We start from the raw sequence: 16,759 nt of genomic DNA, 5'->3' as shown, positions 1-16,759 counted from the left end.
ACCGCCGGGGTCTGACACCGCGCGGGGCTGCCGTCGCACCGGGGCCAAGACGCCGCGTTCCCCTCGGGGCCCGTCGTTCCCATCGAGGGGCCCGTCCGATGGTCGGGCCCCTCGATTCCCCCCTCCGTGCCGGTCCCGGATCCCCCCGGATCCCTCCCCTTTTCGGGACCAACGTCAGCTATGACCTTTGTGGGCGGTCAACGGTTGCCCACATCCGCTGAGTTATTTCCCGGCCGTCCAGGTGCGGTTTCCCCCGGTCATCCGATGTGCGTCCGGAAGCGCCGCACGACCTCGGCCAGTACTTCGGCGCCGTCCCGTGCCCACAGCGCCGGGTTGAAGATCTCCACCTCGACCGGCCCCCGGTAGCCGGCCGTCTCGACCCGCTCCCGGAACCAGCGCAGATCCACCGAGCCGTCCCCGAGCTGCCCGCGCCCCAGCAGGACGCCTTCGGGCAACGGGGTGACCCAGTCGGCGAGCTGGAAGGCGGCGAGCCGTGAACCGGCCGCGCCGCCGGTGCCGCCCGCGCGCCCGATCTGCGCGCCGACCGTGTCGTCCCACCACAGGTGGTAGGTGTCCACGACCACCCCCACCCGGTCGGCGGGGAACCGCTCGGCGAGGTCCAGGGCCTGCGCGAGCGTCGAGACCACGCACCGGTCCGCCGCGTACATCGGGTGCAGCGGTTCCAGCGCCAGCCGTACGCCCCGCTCCGCGGCGTACGGCGCCAACTCGCCCAGCGCGTCCGCGACCCGCTCCCGGGCGCCGGGCAGATCCCGGCTGCCGGGCGGCAGTCCGCCGGAGACCAGGACCAGGGTGTCCGTCCCGAGGGCGGCCGCCTCGTCGAGGGCCGCCCGGTTGTCGTCGAGGGCCGCGGCCCGCTCGCCCGGGTCCAGGGCGGTGAAGAACCCGCCCCGGCACAGGCTGGTGACCCGCAGTCCGGCATCCCGTATCAGCCGGGCGGCCGCGGCCACCCCGTACTGCTGCACGGGCGCACGCCACAGGCCCACGCCCCGTACGCCCGCTCGTGCGCAGCCGTCGGCCAGTTCGGGCAGCGACCACTGGCGGACAGTTTCCTGGTTGAGGCTGAGACGGTCGAGGAGCGAGGGGGTGCCGTGGCTCATGTGTCGTCCGCCCCGTACACCGTGAGCAGGGTGCGCATCCGGCGGGCGGCGCGTTCCGGGTCCGGGAACAGGCCCAGCGCGTCGGCCAGTTCGTGGGCGCGCCGCAGATGCGGCAGCGAACGGGCCGACTGCAGGCCGCCGACCATGGTGAAGTGCCGCTGGTGGCCCGCCAGCCAGGCCAGCAGGACCACGCCGGTCTTGTAGTGGCGGGTGGGTGCCGCGAAGAGGTGCCGGGCGAGCTTGACGGTCGGGTCCAGGGCGGCCCGGAACCCCGCGGTGTCCCCGGTGTCGAGGCGGCGTACGGCCGCCGCGGCCAGGGGGGCGAGCGGGTCGAAGACGCCCAGCAGGGCATGGCTGAAGCCGTGGTCGTCGCCCGCGATCAGCTCCGGGTAGTGGAAGTCGTCGCCGGTGTAGCAGCGCACGGTCCGCGGCAGCCGGCGGCGCAGCCGTACCTCCCGGCCGGGGTCCAGCAGGGAGATTTTGACGCCGTCCACCTTGCCGGGATGGTCGGCGACGAGGGCGAGGAGCGTCTCGGTGGCGGTGTCGGGTGCCGTGCTGCCCCAGTAGCCCGCCAGCGCCGGGTCGAACATGTCGCCGAGCCAGTGCAGGATCACCGGCCGGGTGGTCTGGCGCAGCAGGTGGCCGTAGAGCTCCCGGTAGTCCTCCGGGCCGGCGGCGGCCGCGGCGAGCTGACGGGACGCCATCAGGACGGGTCGGGCACCGGCCGCCTCGACGGTGCCGAGCTGCTCCTCATACGCGTGCCGGACGTCGGCCAAGGAGGCTCCGTGGGCGGGGAGTTGGTCCGTTCCGGCGCCGCAGGCGAGCAGCCCTCCGACGGCCCGCGCCTCGGCGGCGGAGCGCCGGATCAGCTCGGCGGCGGCGCTCCAGTCCAGGCCCGCACCGCGCTGTGCGGTGTCCATCGCCTCGGCCACGCCCAGGCCGTGCGACCACAGATGGCGGCGGAAGGCGAGGGTGGCGTCCCAGTCGACGGCGGCCGGGCCGTCCGGGGTGGTGTCGGCGCGCGGATCGGCGACCACATGGGCGGCGGCGAAGACCGTGCGGGAGCGGAAGGGGGGCGGCGCGGGAGCGGACGGGGAGACGGGGTCGGGAGCGGACAGGGAGACGGGGCCGGGCGGGGACGGAGTCGCGTGCGCCGGGGCGTTCACCGGCTCAGCTCCGGCACGTCCAGGCGGCGGCCCTCCGCCGACGACCGCCTTCCCAGTTCGGCGAGCTGGACGCCGCGGGCGCCCGCCGCCAGGTCCCAGCGCCAGGGCTCGTCGCGTACGACATGCCGCAGGAACAGCTCCCACTGCACCTTGAACCCGTTGTCGAAGTCGGCGTTGTCGGGGACCTCCTGCCACTGCGCGCGGAACGGCTCGGACGCCGGGACGTCGGGGTTCCAGACCGGTTTGGGGGTGGCGGCGCGGTGCTGGATGCGGCAGTGGCGCAGCCCGGCGACGGCCGATCCTTCGGTGCCGTCCACCTGGAATTCCACGAGTTCGTCGCGGTGCACCCGGACCGCCCAGGAGGAGTTGATCTGCGCGACGATGCCGCCGGCCAGTTCGAAGATCCCGTAGGCGGCGTCGTCGGCGGTGGCGTCGTACGGGGCGCCCGACTCGTCCCAGCGGCGCGGGATATGGGTGGTGAGGTGCGCCTGGACGCTTCTGACCGGCCCGAACAGTTCGTGCAGGACGTACTCCCAGTGCGGGAACATATCGGCCGCGATGCCGCCGCCGTCCTCGGCGCGGTAGTTCCAGGAGGGGCGCTGCGCCTGCTGGAGGTCGCCTTCGAAGACCCAGTAGCCGAACTCGCCCCGTACGGACAGGATGCGGCCGAAGAAGCCGCTCTCGACGAGGCGGCGGAGCTTGCGGAGGCCGGGCAGGAAGAGCTTGTCCTGGACGACGCCGTTCTTGACGCCCGCCTCCTGGGCCAGCCGGGCCAGCTTCAGGGCGCCGGCGAGACTGCTCGCGGTGGGCTTCTCGACGTACAGGTGCTTTCCGGCGGCGATGGCTTTCTGCACGGCTTCCTCGCGGGCGGCGGTGATCTGTGCGTCGAAGTAGATGTCGATGGTGTCGTCGCCCAGTACGGCGTCGAGGTCGCAGCTCCAGTGCTCCACGCCGTGGCGTTGGGCGAGCGCCCGCAGCCTGGGCGCGGAGCGGCCGACGAGTACCGGCTCCGGCCGGATCCGTGTCCCGTCGGCGAGTTCGAGGCCGCCCTGGTCGCGCAGGGCGAGGACGGAGCGGACCAGATGCTGGCGGTGTCCCATGCGCCCGGTCACGCCGTTCATGGCGATGCGTACGGTCCTGTGTGTCACGGCCCGGCCTCTCTCGCTCGCGGCAGATGAGGATCGTCGTGCGGTGGGCGTTCTCCCGCGAGGACGCTAGCCCGCGCGGGCGGGCACCAACAGGGCGCGGAAATTCTGCTGCGCGGGGCGGCTCGGTCGCTTATCCTTGACTCAGTCAAGGGTGAGGGGTCGACGATGACAACCGGGACGGCATCCGACACGACATCCGGCGCGGCGCGCGACACCCCGCCCGACGTCCGTGAGCTGCGCAGATTCAACCGCTTCTACACGAACCTGATCGGCGCCCTCGACTACGGGCGGCATCTCTACACCCCGTTCACCCTCACCGAGGCCCGGGTGCTCTACGAGGTCGCCCACCACGAGCGGGTGGATGCCGCGGATCTGCGGGCCTCACTGTCGCTCGACGCCGGCTATCTGAGCCGGCTGCTCGGCAAGTTCGAGGACCGTGAGCTGATCACCCGCGGCAGGTCCGAGCAGGATCCCCGGCGGCAGCGCATCACGCTGACCGAGGGCGGCCGGGAGGCGGCCGGCCTGCTGGAGGAGCGCTCGCAGGACGCCGCCGGGTCGCTGCTGGAGCGGCTCCCGGCCGGGGACCGGGCCCGGCTGGTGGACTCGATGCGGACCATCCGCGCCCTGCTCGGCGCGGGCGCGGAGCAGCCGCCCGGGGACCGGGCGCCCGAGGTGATGCTGCGTACCACCGGCCCCGGGGACCTGGGCTGGATGGTGGAGCGCAACGCCGCGCTCTACTCCGCCGAGTACGGCTTCGATCTGAGCTATGAGGCACTGGTGGCCCGGATCGTCGCGGAGTACGCCGAGTCCTTCGACCCGCGGTGGGACCGCACCTGGATAGCGGAGCTGGACGGGCGCAGAGCGGGCGCGGTGATGTGTGTCCGGGACGGCAGGCCCGGGGTCGCCCGGCTGCGGCTGCTGCTGGTGGAGCCGGACGCCCGCGGCCATGGTGTGGGCCGTCAACTCGTCGATTCCTGCCTGGAGTTCGCCCGGGAGGCCGGGTACGGCGAGATGGTGCTGTGGACCAACTCCGTCCTCGGCGCGGCCCGCAGCATCTATCAGCGGGCCGGGTTCGAGCTGGTCACCGAGTCGGCGCACCACAGCTTCGGGCAGGACCTGGTGGGTCAGGACTGGCGGCTGGCCCTGTGATGCCGCGGGCATTGCGGGCAGGGATGAGGGGACCGACGACGATGGCGTGAACGATGAGGAGGAGCCCAGGCATGGTCAGCACGGGCAACACGCACGGCACCACCCCCGCGATGCGCTTCGCGTTCTCCACCCTCGGTGTGCCCGGGATGCCGGTGGCGGACGTCCTGCGGCTGGCCACCGATACCGGGTATCAGGGGGTGGAGCTGCGGGCCCATCCGGAGGAGCCGGTGCATCCGCTGATCGGGATGCGGGAACGGGCCGCGGTGCGCCAGCAGTTCGCGGACGCCGGGGTCGAGATCCTGGCCGTTGCCGGATACGCCCAGGTCGCCGCGGCCCGGGATACGGCCGGCGAGGAGGAGCTGGCGCAGGAGCTGAGCGAGCTGGTGTGGCTCGCCGCCGATCTGGGGGCGCCGTATGTCCGGGTCTTCCCCGGCGGCGGGGAGCGCCCGGCGGCGGAGGCGGACGCGGATGCCGCGCGCCGGCTCGCCGCGGTGGCCCCGCTCGCGGCCGAACGGGGCGTCCGGGTCCTGCTGGAGACCCATGACTCGCACCGTACGGGCGCGGCCGCCGCCCGGGTGCTGGGCCCCGTGGGCCATCGCCAGATCGGGGCCCTGTGGGATGTGCTGCACAGCTGGCTCGGCGGCGAGGAGCCGGCCGACACCCATGCCGCGCTCGCCCCGCATCTGGGCTATGTCCAGGTCAAGGATGTCGCCTCGGCCGAGGACCGCACGCCGCTCCCGCTCGGTGCCGGCGCGGTGCCGCTGGCGGCCGTCCTGGGCCCCCTGGGCCAGGACCCCGCAGGCGCCCATGGCCCGGTGCCGGCCCCCGAGGGCACCTATGACCAGGGCGCGGGCGGCTGGCTGTGCTGGGAGTACGAGAAGCGCTGGTATCCCCGGGCGGCCGGGCTCCCCGCCCTGCTGGCCCCGGGCCGCGCCCACCTCCAGCGGCTCCTGGACGGGCCCGCCGCCTCCTGAGCCGGGACGTCGCCGGACGGACCGCCCCGGACGTGGCCGACCTCCACCGGATGTGGCCGACCTCCCCGGACGTGGCCGACCTCCCTGACGTGGCCGACCGCGCCCGGACCTGGCCGACCGCCCCCGGACGGGCCCGTTCGCCCGGCCCCGGAGGGCGGCGGCCGACGCCCCATCACACATCCCCGGCCGCCGCGCAATAGCTGGGCGCCACCACGGATCGAGTCATTGACCGACAATAGTTTTCCGGCTATCCGTGTCTCCTTGGAAGTTTCCTTCAATGAGCCGAGGAAGCCCTCCGGAAGGAGCGCAGATGCACTCCAGACGTACCCTCCTGACCACCGCGGCCGCCGCGGCCGCCGCGGCTGCGGGCGCGGGTGCGGGTGCCGGCCCCGCGCACGGCACGGCCCCCGCCATCGGACACCGGCCCGCCGTCCCCGCCCCGCCCGCCGCCACCCGGGCCCGGCTGCGCCGCCTCATCTCCCGTATGACTCCGGAGGAAAAGGTCGGCCAGCTCTTCGTCATGCGGGTCTACGGGCACTCCGCCACCGACCCCGACCCGGCCGATGCCGCCGCGAACCAGAAGGAGATCGGGGTCGCCAACGCCGCCGAGCTGATCGCCAAGTACCACGTCGGCGGCATCATCTACTTCGGCTGGGCGCACAACACCCGTGAGCCGCACCAGATCGCCGATCTCTCCAACGGCATCCAGAAGGCCGCCGCCGCCCAGCGGCTCCCCGTCCCGGTGCTGATCTCCACGGACCAGGAACACGGCATAGTGGCCCGCGTCGGCGCGCCCGCGACGCTCCTTCCCGGGGCGATGGCGCTCGGCGCGGGCGGCTCCCGCGACGATGCCCGTACGGCGGCCCGGATCGCCGGCGAGGAGCTGTTCGCCCTGGGCATCCGGCAGGACTACGCGCCGGACGCCGATGTCAACGTCAACCCCGCCAACCCGGTGATCGGCGTGCGCTCCTTCGGCGCGGACCCGCAGGCCGTGGCCCGTATGGTCGCCGCCGAGGTGAAGGGCTATCAGGGCGCCGGGATCGCCTCCTGCGCCAAGCACTTCCCCGGTCATGGCGACACCGACACCGACAGCCATGTCGGACTGCCGTACATCCACCACAGCGCCGCGGAGTGGGAGCGGCTGGACGCCCCGCCCTTCCGGGCCGCGATCGCCGCCGGGATCGATTCGATCATGACGGCGCATATCGTCGTCCCCGCCTTCGACCCGAGCGAGGACCCGGCCACCCTCTCCCGCCCCATCCTCACCGGCATTCTGCGCGAACGCCTCGGCTACGACGGTGTGGTGGTGACGGACTCCCTCGGGATGGAGGGCGTCCGGGTGAAGTACGGCGACGCCCGGGTGCCGGTGCTCGCCCTCCAGGCCGGTGTCGACCAGCTGCTGAACCCGCCGGACCTCTCCGTCGCACACGGTGCCGTCCTCACCGCGCTCAAGGAGGGCGAGCTGACCGAGCGGGACCTCGATGCGAAGCTGATGCGCATCCTGCTGCTCAAGGAGCGGCGCGGACTCTTCAAGGACCCGTACACCACCCACCAGGCCGTGGACCGGGTGGTCGGCACCCGCGGTCACCTCGCCACCGCCGACCGGATCGCGGACCGCACCACCACGCTGCTGCGCAATGACACCGGCATCCTGCCGCTGTCCCGGCGCCGGGAGCGCAGGGTGCTGGTGGCGGGCGTCGACGCGGCCGCGCCGTCCGGGACCGGCGGTCCGCCCACCACGGTGCTGGCGCGGGCCCTCACCGAGCTGGGCTTCACGGCCACCGCCCTGTCCACGGGTCTGACGCCGACCCAGCAGCGGATCGATGAGGCGGTGGCGGCGCTCGGCGAGCGGGACGCGGTGGTGGTGGCCACCTACAACGTGACCGCGGCCTCGGGCCAGCGGAAGCTGGTCGACGCGCTCCTCGCCACGGGCAAACCGGTGGTGCAGCTGGCGGTCCGCAACCCTTATGACATCGCCCACCTGGACGGTGTCAGGGCGGCCCTGGCGAGCTACTCCTGGACGGATGTGGAGCTGCGGGCGGCGGCCCGGGTGATCGCCGGCCGGCGGGATCCGGCGGGCAGACTGCCCGTCCCGATAATGCGCGCCGACGCCCCGACCCGGGCGCTCTACCAGATCGGCCACGGGCTGACGTACTGAGCCGGGGCCGGAGACGCACCTGGTGCACCTGGTGCACTCCCCCGGTCACGGACCCGGCGCGCTCCCCCGGTCTCGGGGAGCGCGCCGGTCTTGTGCTGTCACCTCACCGCGGCCGCGGGGCGCTTCTGCCCCACGGCCGCGGCGGACTCAGGGCCGCAGCAGCGGCATCCGCCGGACCTCCTGCTTGTCCAGCTTCTTGTTGTCCGGGGCCAGCTGGGTGGGCTTGCCGTCCGGGGCCTGGACACCGGCCCAGTCGAGCAGCTCGGCGGTGGCCTTGGTGCGGTCGGCCTCCTTCAGCTTCGCGATGTTCGAGCCGTGGTTGCCGCCGGGCACGGTGAAGACATACGCGTCCCGGGCGCCGCCCTTGGCGACCTCGAAGTGCTCCGAACTCCACGGGTCGTACTCGCCGTTGACGAACATCATCCGCTGCGCACGGTGCCGCACCCAGCGGTCGACGTCGGGCATCGCGCGCCGGTCGAAGCGCATCGGGATGTCCTTCGGCACGAACGACCGGGAGTTGTTGATGCCGGGGTACTTCAGCAGGCCGGCCAGCTGCGGGTAGCCGTAGCCGGGCTCACCGAGCTGGGTGCCCGCCTGGTAGTAGTACGGCGTGTACGACTCCATGCCCTGGTCGGTGTAGCTGTCGAAGCCGCCGACCTTGTCCATCCACTTCCACAGCTCGTCGGTGGAGACGGTCGGCTTGGGAACCTCGGCACAGGCGGTCTCGGCCGGCTGGTACTGCCAGAACCCGAACACCAGGTCCGTGACCATGACTTCATAGGCCCGGTCCGCGTTGCCGACCTTGGTGAAGGTCTGCTTCTCCTTGTCGGACCAGTCCTGGAAGCGCTTGACCATCTCCCCGCGGCGCACCAGGGCCTCGCGCTCGATGGCGGTGAGGGCGGTGCGGCACTGCGCGGTCCCGACGGTCCGGAAGAACCGGTCGTACGCCGAGTCCTCGTCGTTGCGTACGTCATTGGGCGCGACATAGGCGACGGTGCCGTCCATGTCGTGCGGGAAGAAGCGGCGGTAGTACGTGGCGGTCATGCCGCCCTTGCTGCCGCCGGTGTCGATCCAGTTCTTGCCGTAGATACGGTGCAGCGCCCGGAAGATGCGGTGCTGGTCGTTGGCGGCCTGCCGGATGTCCAGCTTCTTCCAGTCGGTGGGCGAGGGCCGCGACGGGGTGAAGTACCGGTATTCCATCGAGACTTGGTTGCCGTCGATGATCTTGGTGGGTTCACTGCGGGACGGTGTGGTGCTCACGTTGTACCCGGAGGTGAAGAACACCGTCGGCCGGTTCACCGACTTGTGCAGCAGGGTCAGCCGCTGCTGGAAGGTCCCCTTCGAGGGGTGCCGGTGGTCAACCGGCTGGGTGTAGTTCAAAACGAAGTAGCGGTAGCCGTCGACCGGCTTTTCCTCTATGAGGCTCATTCCCGGGATCCCGAGGATCCGGTCCTTGATGTCCTCGGTCCGCGGCCCGGCGGCGGTAGCCGCCCCGGCCGGCGTGCTGCCGGCTCCCGCCGTGCCTATGAGCACCGCGAGCGACAGCAGCCATCTGGTGGCCTTGCGCATGCACCCTCCCCTTGGGATAGCAAAGGTCGGGCTGAACCTATCGGCGCGACGGGGGTGCCACCAGCCCTTGGCGCCGTTCGGCGGATCCACCGCCCTCCGCCGTCCCCTCGCTGCGGGGGCCCGCGCCCCTGCTGCGGACCCGTGGGGGGCCGTCCCCGGGCCGTCCCTGAGCCCGCCCCGGACCGGGCCCGGGGGCCCTGCGGACCGGCCTCGGGGACGGGGCAGCGCACAGTACGGGGCACGGCACCGGGCCCTCGGACCGCGGGCCTGAGGCTTCGTGCCTCAGCCCTCAGGCCGCGAGTTCCTCCTCCTCGCCCGTGAAGGTGCGCCACAGCTCCGCATAGCGGCCGTCGCGGGCCAGGAGCTGGGCATGGCTGCCGTCCTCGACTATCCGGCCGCGGTCGAGCACCACCACCCGGTCCGCGCGGGCCGCGGTGGTCAGCCGGTGGGCGACGACGAGGGTGGTACGGCGCCCGACGAGCCGGTCGGTGGCATGGTTGACGACCGCTTCGGTGGCCAGGTCCAGGGCCGCGGTGGCCTCGTCGAGCAACAGCACGTCCGGATCGACGAGTTCGGCCCGGGCCAGGGCCAGCAGCTGGCGCTGGCCCGCCGAGAGGTTGCGGCCGCGCTCGGCGACCTCGTGGAGGTAGCCGCCGTCGAGGGTGGCGATCATCGCGTGGGCGCCGACGGCCCGCGCGGCGGCCTCCACCTCGGCGTCGGTGGCGTCCGGCCGGCCGTAGGCGATGGCGTCGCGGACGGTGCCGGTGAAGAGGTAGGACTCCTGGGGGACCACACCGAGGCGCCGGCGGTAGCCGGTCAGGTCCAGCTCACGCAGATCGGTGCCGTCGACCCGGACGGCGCCCGAGGACGGGTCGTAGTACCGCGCGACCAGCTTGACCAGGGTGGACTTGCCGGCGCCGGTCTCGCCCACGAAGGCCACGGTCTGGCCGGCCGGGATGGTCAGCGCGATACCGGCCAGCGCCGGCTCCTCGCCCTCGCCGTAGTGGAAGTGCACATCGTCGAAGGCGACGTCACCGCGCAGTGCGGGCACCTCGCGGGGCCGCTCGACGGCCGGGGTGGTGGTCGGCTCGCGCAGCAGCTCCTGGATCCGGCCGAGCGAGACGGACGCCTGCTGGTAGCCGTCGAAGACCTGGGAGAGCTGCTGGACGGGCGCGAAGAACAGATCGATGTAGAGCAGGTAGGCGACCAGCGCACCGGCGGTGAGGGTCTCGGAGCCGACCCGGCCGGCGCCGACGATCAGCACCAGCGCCGCCGCCACGGACGACAGCAGCTGGACGAAGGGGAAGTAGACGGATATCAGGAACTGGCCGCGGACCCGGGCCCGGCGGTAGGCGTCGCTGCGGGCGGCGAACCGCTCCGCGCCCTTCCGCTCGCGCCGGAACGCCTGGACGATCCGCAGTCCGGCCACGTTCTCCTGGAGGTCGCCGTTGACCACACTGATCCGCTCGCGGGCCAGCTCGTATGCCTTCACGCTCTGCTTGCGGAAGAAGTACGTGCCGACGATCAGCGGCGGGAGGGTGGCGAAGACGACCAGGGCCAGCTGGAGGTCGATGGCCAGCAGCGCGACGAGTATGCCGAAGAAGGTCAGCATCGAGACGAGGGCGGTGACCAGCCCGGTCTGCAGGAACGTGGACAGGGCGTCCACATCCGTCGTCATCCTCGTCATGATCTTGCCGGTCAGTTCACGCTCGTAGTAGTCGAGCCCGAGGCGCTGCAGCTGCGCGAAGATCTTGAGGCGGAGGGAGTAGAGGATCCGCTCGCCGATGCGTCCGGTCATGCGGTTGCCGCCGATCTGCGCGGCCCACTGGGCCAGCACCACGACCAGGGCGATGGCGGCGGCCGTCCAGACACCGATCAGCGCGCCGCGGCGGACACCCTCGTCGATGCCCTGCCGGATCAGGACCGGCAGCAGCAGCCCGGCGAGGGCGTCCAAGGCGACCAGCGCCAGCGCGAAGGCCAGCGGGCCGCCGAAGCCGTCCAGCAGCCGGCGCAGGCCGTAGGAGCGCTCGGGGCGCACGGCCTGGTCCTCGTCGACGTCCGGGGTGTCCGTCGCGGGTGGCAGCGCGGCGACCTGGGCGAGGAGTTCGGGCGTCGGGGGCAGTCCGGCCATCGCGGCGCCGATGCCGGGCCCGGCCGCGGCGGCTGCGCGGGCCGCCATCCCGGCTCCGCCCGCCTCGGCCTCCTGCTCCCGGCGGACCCACAGTTCGGGGGTGATCGTGCCGTCCGCGCCGGCCCGGCCCGTCGCGCCGTCCCGCATCCCGTCAGGCCCGTCGGTGTCCGGCGCCAGGTTCCGCTCCAGCAGCCCGTCGGCGGTGCATGCGCCGTCGGCGGTGCCGGCCAGGGCACCGGCCGGGTCCCGCTCGACGCCGCCCAGCTCCTCCGGGTCGGTCAGCAGCCTGCGGTAGAGCGGACAGCGGTCTTCCAGCTCCTCCTGGGTGCCGAGGTCGACCAGCCGCCCGCCGTCGAGGACGGCGACCCGGTCGGCGAGCGCCAGGGTGGAGGCGCGGTGGGCGATGAGCAGGGTCGTACGGCCCGCCATGACGCCGCGCAGCGCCTCGTGGATCTCGTGCTCGACCCGGGCGTCGACCGCCGAGGTCGCATCGTCCAGCACCAGCAGCCGGGGGTCGGTGAGGATGGCGCGGGCCAGGGCGACGCGCTGGCGCTGGCCGCCGGACAGGGTCAGCCCCTGCTCGCCGACCTTGGTGTCATAGCCCTCGGGCAGCGCGGAGATGAAGCCGTCGGCCTGGGCGGCGCGGGCCGCGGCACGCACCTGCTCGTCGGTGGCGTCCGGATGGCCGTAGGCGATGTTGTCCCGGACGGAGTCGGAGAACAGGAAGCTGCTCTCGGGGACCAGGCCGATCGCGGCCCGCAGCGACCCCAGGGTCAGCTCGCGCACATCGTGGCCGCCGACCAGGACCCGGCCGGCGGAAACGTCGTAGAAGCGCGGCAGCAGCAGCGAGACCGTGGACTTGCCGCTGCCGGACGTGCCGACCACGGCGACGGTCTCACCGGCCTCGATGCGCAGGGAAAAATCCGCAAGGACGGGGCGGGCGGCGGCCGGGGCGCCCTGGGCGGGCACGGCGCCCCCGCCCTCGTGCAGCGGCGCGTACCCGAACGTCACCCGGTCGAACTCGACGGTGGCCGGGGATTCGGCGGGCAGCTCGTGCGCATCGGGCCGCTCGGCGATCGAGGGCTCGGTGTCGATCAGCTCGTAGACCCGCTCCACACCGGCCCGTGCCTGCTGGCCGACGGTCAGCATCATCGCCAGCATCCGGACCGGGCCGACCAGCTGCGCCAGATAGGTGGAGAAGGCGACGAAGGTACCGAGGGTGACCTGCCCCTGGGTGGCCATCCAGCCGCCGACGGCCAGCATCGCGACCTGGCCGAGCGCGGGTACGGCCTGCAGCGCGGGGGTGTAGCGGGCGTTGAGGCGGACCGTGCGCAGCCGCCCGGCGAACAGCCGGCGGCTGACCTCGCGCAGCTTGCCGGTCTCCTGCTCCTCCTGCCCGAAGCCCTTGACCACCCGCACACCGGACACCGCGCCGTCCACGACACCGGCCACGGCCGCCGCCTGTCCCTGGGCGTACCAGGTGGCGGGGAAGAGGCGGGCGCGGCTGCGATGGGCGATGAACCACAGGGCGGGGGCGACGGCCAGCGCGACGACGGTGAGCAGCGGCGACAGCACCGCCATCACGACCAGCGAGATCACGAACAGCAGGACGTTCCCGATCATCATCGGGAGCATGAACAGCAGGCCCTGGATCAGCTGGAGGTCGCTGGTGGCACGGCCGACGACCTGGCCGGTGCTCAGCTCGTCCTGCCGCCGGCCGTCGAGCCGGGCGATCGCGCCGAACATCCGGATCCGCAGATCGTGCTGGATGTCCAGGGCGAGCCGGCCGCCGTAGAAGCGGCGGATGTAGGTGAGGACGTAGACCACGACCGCGGCCACGACCAGCAGGGCGGCCCAGGGGCCGAGGGCGCGCTCGTGCCGCACGATGACATCGTCGATGATCAGCTTCGGTACGAGCGGGACCAGGGCCAGCACGGCCATCCCGGCGAGCGAGGAGCCGAGGGCCAGCAGCACATCCGTCCGGTACTGCCAGCAGTCGCGGATCAGCCGCCGCGCCCAGCCCACTCGTTCCGTGTCCGTCCCCGCCACCCGGTGCCTCCCGCCCTTCGACACTTGTCGACGGCACCAACACCGCGCGGCCCGGATTTCATCCCGCTGTCACAAACTTCTGTGCGAGTCCCGCCCCGTTCGGTGGACGGCCCCGCCCCGGCACGGCGGACGGCCCCGCCCCGGGTGGTCCGGGACGGGGCCGTCGCCCATGGGTGCGGCGGGCTACTTCCCCCGCTCCCCCGCCGGCTCCTTCACCCGCTCCACGGTCAGCTCCGAAATGCCCGGATGCGGCTTGGGCTTCCCGTCGGCGGCCGGGGTCCGGTCGCCGGTCACCGTGACCCGGACGTACCGGGCCGGGGTACGGCCCGCGTATCCGGTCCCCGTCCAGTGCTTACCGTCCTGGGAGACCTGGACGTTGTAGGACTTGGGCCGGGTCGTGTTCCAGTGCGGGGTGATCTGGCCGACGCGGGTGGTCCGGCCGAGGTCGACGGTGAGGGTGCCGGTGGCGGCGTTGGGCACCCAGGCCGTGGTGCCGTTGCCGTCCACCGCGGCGCCCGCGTAGAGACCGGGCTCCTCCGAGGTCGCCGTGGCCGGGGTGCACCGGGCCGCGTTCGAGGTCGCCGCCAGATCCGGGCGGCGGGTCTTGAGGACGGCGGGCACGCCCCGGCTGACGATCTTCTCGCCCTCCGGCGACTCGATCCGCATCGGCGCACCGGCGGTCAGCCGCACGGTGGTCTGGTGCGCGCCGATCGCGATGTCATAGGTCCGGCCCTGCCAGTGCAGCCCGCGCAGGGTGACGCCCTCGGAGAGCTGCGGCGGCAGCATCGGGTCGAGACGGACCCGGTCCTCGCGCAGCCGCAGCCCCGTCAGCCCGTGGGTGAAGGTCTGCAGGAAGCCGCCCTTGCCGGTGAGGAAGTCCTGGGCGGGCTTGCCGGCGTGCGGGTCGGTGGCGCCGGCCTTGTCGCCGCGCGCCTCGGAGAACTGGTCGAACGGCCCGCGGACGAACGGCTTGATGGACCGCAGCAGGTAGGTGTACGTGGAGCAGCCGGCCTCGCCGATCCCGGCGGCGTCGATGGCGTGCACCGAGTCCGTCATGGCCGGGCCGTCCGGGTCGGTGTGCCCGGCGTAGAAGTCCAGCGTGCGGGTCGCCTGCGCCTGCGACATCGGCCATTCCAGCGGGTACATCAGCAGCACGGTGTCGGCCTGCTTGATGGTCGTGCCCTTGTACCCGGCGTACTGCTCGAAGACCTTCTTCTTGCTGTCGTAGGGGATGCGCAGTTTGTCGGCGATGGTCTTCCAGGAGGCCGGTGCCTTCTCGCCGAGGATCGCGGCGACGCGGCCGGCGTGCCGCAGCGCGGTGGCGGCGCCGGCGTTGGTGAACACCCCGTCGTTGACGCCGTTGCTGTACTCGTCAGGTCCGGCGACGTTCTTGACGGAGTAGCTGCCGTCGGCGTTACGGGTGGCCCGTGAGGCCCAGAATTCGGCGATGCCCTTGAGGACCGGCCAGCCGCGGGACTTCAGCCAGGCGGTGTCCTTGGTGGCGAGGTAGTACTGCCAGGTGGCGAGGGAGATATCGCCCATGAGGTGGTTCTGGGTCTTGCAGTGCGGCGGGTCCCAGCTGTGGCACTCGTTCCACAGATCGCCCTTGCTGCCGCTGGTCCAGGAGTAGAACAGCCCGTCGTAGCCGAGCTTCCTGGCGTTGGCTGCGGCCCCGGCCCGGGTCTTGTAGCGGTAGTCGACGATCGACCTGGCGAGTGCGGGGTGGGCGGCGAGCAGGCCCGGGTACATCCAGGTCTCGGCGTCCCAGAAGATCTCGCCGGCGTAGTTGTCGCTGGTCAGGCCGGTGGGGCCGATGCTGTTGCGGTTGCCGGCGCGGGTGTTGGCCAGCAGCCCGTACTGCGCCGAGCGGACCCAGGACTGCAGGTCCCGCCGCCCCTTGACCTCGATGTCGCTGCGCCACAGCCGCTGCCAGGCGGCGGTGTGCCGGGCGAACAGGGCGTCCCAGCCGCGGTCGGCGGCCCGGCGCGAGGCGGCGTCGGCGGCGGCGCGCGGGGAGCCGGAGGTGAGCGCGGTGTCCACACCGACGTACTTGGTCAGCTCGTACGAGCGGCCGCTGCGGACCGGGAAGGACACCCGCTGCCGGTTGCTGAGCGTGTCCGTCCCCGCCGCCTGCCGGGGCGGGCCGGCCTGTACCCCGGGCCCGGTGCGCAGGGTGGACGCCACCGCACCCTCGGTCTTCGTCCCGTCCGTGCGGAACCCGACGTCCATGGTGCGGCCGGTGCCCTTGCCACCGGCCTCCTTACCGCCGGTCTCCTTGCCACCACCAGCTTCCTTACCGCCGGCCTCCTTGCTGCCGGCCTCCTTCCCGCCGGTCTCCTTCCCGCCGGTCTCCTTCCCGCCGGTCTCCTTGCCGCCCGTGGCGGGCCCGCCCGCGGACGGTGTCATCCGGCGGGCGCCGCGGCCGTCGAGGCCGTCGGTGACCGCGGCCGAGCCGCTCCAGTGGGGCATCATCCGCAGGCGTACGGCGCCGGTGTGGGCGTCGTTCCGGTCGGCGAGCACGTCGTAGACCAGGTCGGTGGCGCGGCCGTCGGCAGCGGTCCAGGTCAGCGACGTACGGACGAATCCGCAGCGCAGGGAGAGCGTCTGGCGGTAGTGCGAGATCCGGCCGGGCGCGGTGGCGGAGGAGAAGGTGTCGGGGTGCGCGCCACCGGTGGCGACGTCGAGGGTGGTCCAGGTGGGGATCGCGGCGATGGCCTGCCGGCCCTTGAGGTTCTTGGGCCCCTTGGCGTACAGCCCGGAGACGAACGAGCCGTCGTATTCGGGTGTCTTCAGCGGCCAGCCGGTCTCACCGCCGGGTGCCGCGTAGCCGGTGCCGTTGGGCGGTACCCGCTGTCCGAGGTAGCCGTTGCCGACGAAGGCGTGGTGGCTGTCCTTGGGGTCGATTCGGGTGGCGGTGGCGGTCCAGCCGTCACTGTCGTCGCCCTTCATGCAGGGCCCCTGTGCGGAGCCGGCCGGTTCCGGTGCCGGGGTGGGCGCCGAGGCGGAGGCCGATACGGGCGCGAGGACCGCGATCAGAGCGGTGGCGAGCAGGGGGGCGACCAGCTTCCGGGAGCGTGGCGCGGCGGTCCCGGCCGGTCGCTGCGCGGGACGCTGCGGCGGCCGGTCCACGGGGTGCTGTGCCGAAGGATTCATGGTTCTCCGTCGTCTGTGCGCGGTCCGTGCCGCGTTCGGGCAGCACGGACTCACCATGGACATCATCAGGCCCCCGCCTGCACGGCACCCTAGGACGATTCCGCCGTCCGGGTCACGGGATCGGCGCGGCCGACTTCCGTCCGC

9 protein-coding genes are annotated in these 16,759 nt (G+C 72.9%); 3 read left to right on the top strand and 6 right to left on the bottom strand.

From position 1 onward, the window contains the following. Positions 1 to 257: 257 nt before the first annotated feature. From AB0C46_RS30940 to AB0C46_RS30930, 3 genes are read right to left on the bottom strand one after another with little or no spacing between them, the layout of a single operon-like run. Complete coding sequence (locus tag AB0C46_RS30940) at positions 258 to 1,118, bottom strand: sugar phosphate isomerase/epimerase family protein (RefSeq protein ID WP_362831867.1); 861 nt, start codon at positions 1,116 to 1,118, stop codon at positions 258 to 260. Further along, complete coding sequence (locus tag AB0C46_RS30935; RefSeq protein WP_362831915.1) at positions 1,115 to 2,236, bottom strand: dihydrodipicolinate synthase family protein; 1,122 nt, start codon at positions 2,234 to 2,236, stop codon at positions 1,115 to 1,117. Before AB0C46_RS30935 ends, AB0C46_RS30940 begins: the two co-directional genes overlap by 4 nt. A gap of 44 nt (positions 2,237 to 2,280) precedes the next feature. After that, positions 2,281 to 3,432: a Gfo/Idh/MocA family oxidoreductase gene (locus AB0C46_RS30930; protein WP_362831865.1), complete on the bottom strand. Its 1,152-nt coding sequence runs from the start codon at positions 3,430 to 3,432 to the stop codon at positions 2,281 to 2,283. A gap of 165 nt (positions 3,433 to 3,597) precedes the next feature. Between AB0C46_RS30930 and AB0C46_RS30925 the strand changes: the two genes are divergently transcribed. The 3 genes from AB0C46_RS30925 (at position 3,598) to AB0C46_RS30915 (ending at position 7,713) form a co-directional block, all read left to right on the top strand. Next, the gene (locus AB0C46_RS30925) at positions 3,598 to 4,581 is read left to right on the top strand and encodes a bifunctional helix-turn-helix transcriptional regulator/GNAT family N-acetyltransferase (protein ID WP_362831864.1); all 984 of its coding nucleotides are present in this window, start codon (positions 3,598 to 3,600) and stop codon (positions 4,579 to 4,581) included. Positions 4,582 to 4,691: 110 nt separating this feature from the next. Continuing rightward, on the top strand, positions 4,692 to 5,555 hold the full coding sequence (locus AB0C46_RS30920) for a sugar phosphate isomerase/epimerase (protein ID WP_362831914.1): 864 nt from the start codon (positions 4,692 to 4,694) through the stop codon (positions 5,553 to 5,555). A gap of 310 nt (positions 5,556 to 5,865) precedes the next feature. Beyond that, positions 5,866 to 7,713 (top strand): glycoside hydrolase family 3 protein, encoded by a 1,848-nt coding sequence (locus tag AB0C46_RS30915; protein ID WP_362831863.1) that lies wholly within the window; start codon positions 5,866 to 5,868, stop codon positions 7,711 to 7,713. Between the two features lie 147 nt (positions 7,714 to 7,860). On the opposite strand, the gene AB0C46_RS30910 is transcribed toward AB0C46_RS30915, so the two are convergent. The 3 genes from AB0C46_RS30910 to AB0C46_RS30900 form a co-directional block, all read right to left on the bottom strand. Beyond that, complete coding sequence (locus tag AB0C46_RS30910; RefSeq protein WP_362831862.1) at positions 7,861 to 9,282, bottom strand: S28 family serine protease; 1,422 nt, start codon at positions 9,280 to 9,282, stop codon at positions 7,861 to 7,863. A gap of 289 nt (positions 9,283 to 9,571) precedes the next feature. After that, on the bottom strand, positions 9,572 to 13,462 hold the full coding sequence (locus AB0C46_RS30905; protein ID WP_362831860.1) for an ABC transporter ATP-binding protein: 3,891 nt from the start codon (positions 13,460 to 13,462) through the stop codon (positions 9,572 to 9,574). Positions 13,463 to 13,645: 183 nt separating this feature from the next. Continuing rightward, positions 13,646 to 16,615, bottom strand: a complete 2,970-nt coding sequence (locus tag AB0C46_RS30900) for a discoidin domain-containing protein (protein WP_362831859.1) — start codon at positions 16,613 to 16,615, stop codon at positions 13,646 to 13,648. Positions 16,616 to 16,759 lie beyond the last annotated feature (144 nt).

The sequence above is a fragment of the Streptomyces sp. NPDC048637 genome (assembly GCF_040650675.1).
GTDB lineage: Bacteria > Actinomycetota > Actinomycetes > Streptomycetales > Streptomycetaceae > Streptomyces.
This window is presented reverse-complemented; position numbering and strand designations above follow the sequence as displayed.

Excerpts from the sequence above, each read along its gene's own strand:
- AB0C46_RS30920 (WP_362831914.1), top strand. The coding sequence starts at position 4,692 with ATGCGCTTCGCGTTCTCCACCCTCGGTGTGCCCGGGATGCCGGTGGCG.
- AB0C46_RS30940 (WP_362831867.1), bottom strand. The coding sequence starts at position 1,118 with ATGAGCCACGGCACCCCCTCGCTCCTCGACCGTCTCAGCCTCAACCAG.
- AB0C46_RS30925 (WP_362831864.1), top strand. The coding sequence starts at position 3,598 with ATGACAACCGGGACGGCATCCGACACGACATCCGGCGCGGCGCGCGAC.
- AB0C46_RS30900 (WP_362831859.1), bottom strand. The coding sequence starts at position 16,615 with ATGAATCCTTCGGCACAGCACCCCGTGGACCGGCCGCCGCAGCGTCCC.
- AB0C46_RS30915 (WP_362831863.1), top strand. The coding sequence starts at position 5,866 with ATGCACTCCAGACGTACCCTCCTGACCACCGCGGCCGCCGCGGCCGCC.
- AB0C46_RS30910 (WP_362831862.1), bottom strand. The coding sequence starts at position 9,282 with ATGCGCAAGGCCACCAGATGGCTGCTGTCGCTCGCGGTGCTCATAGGC.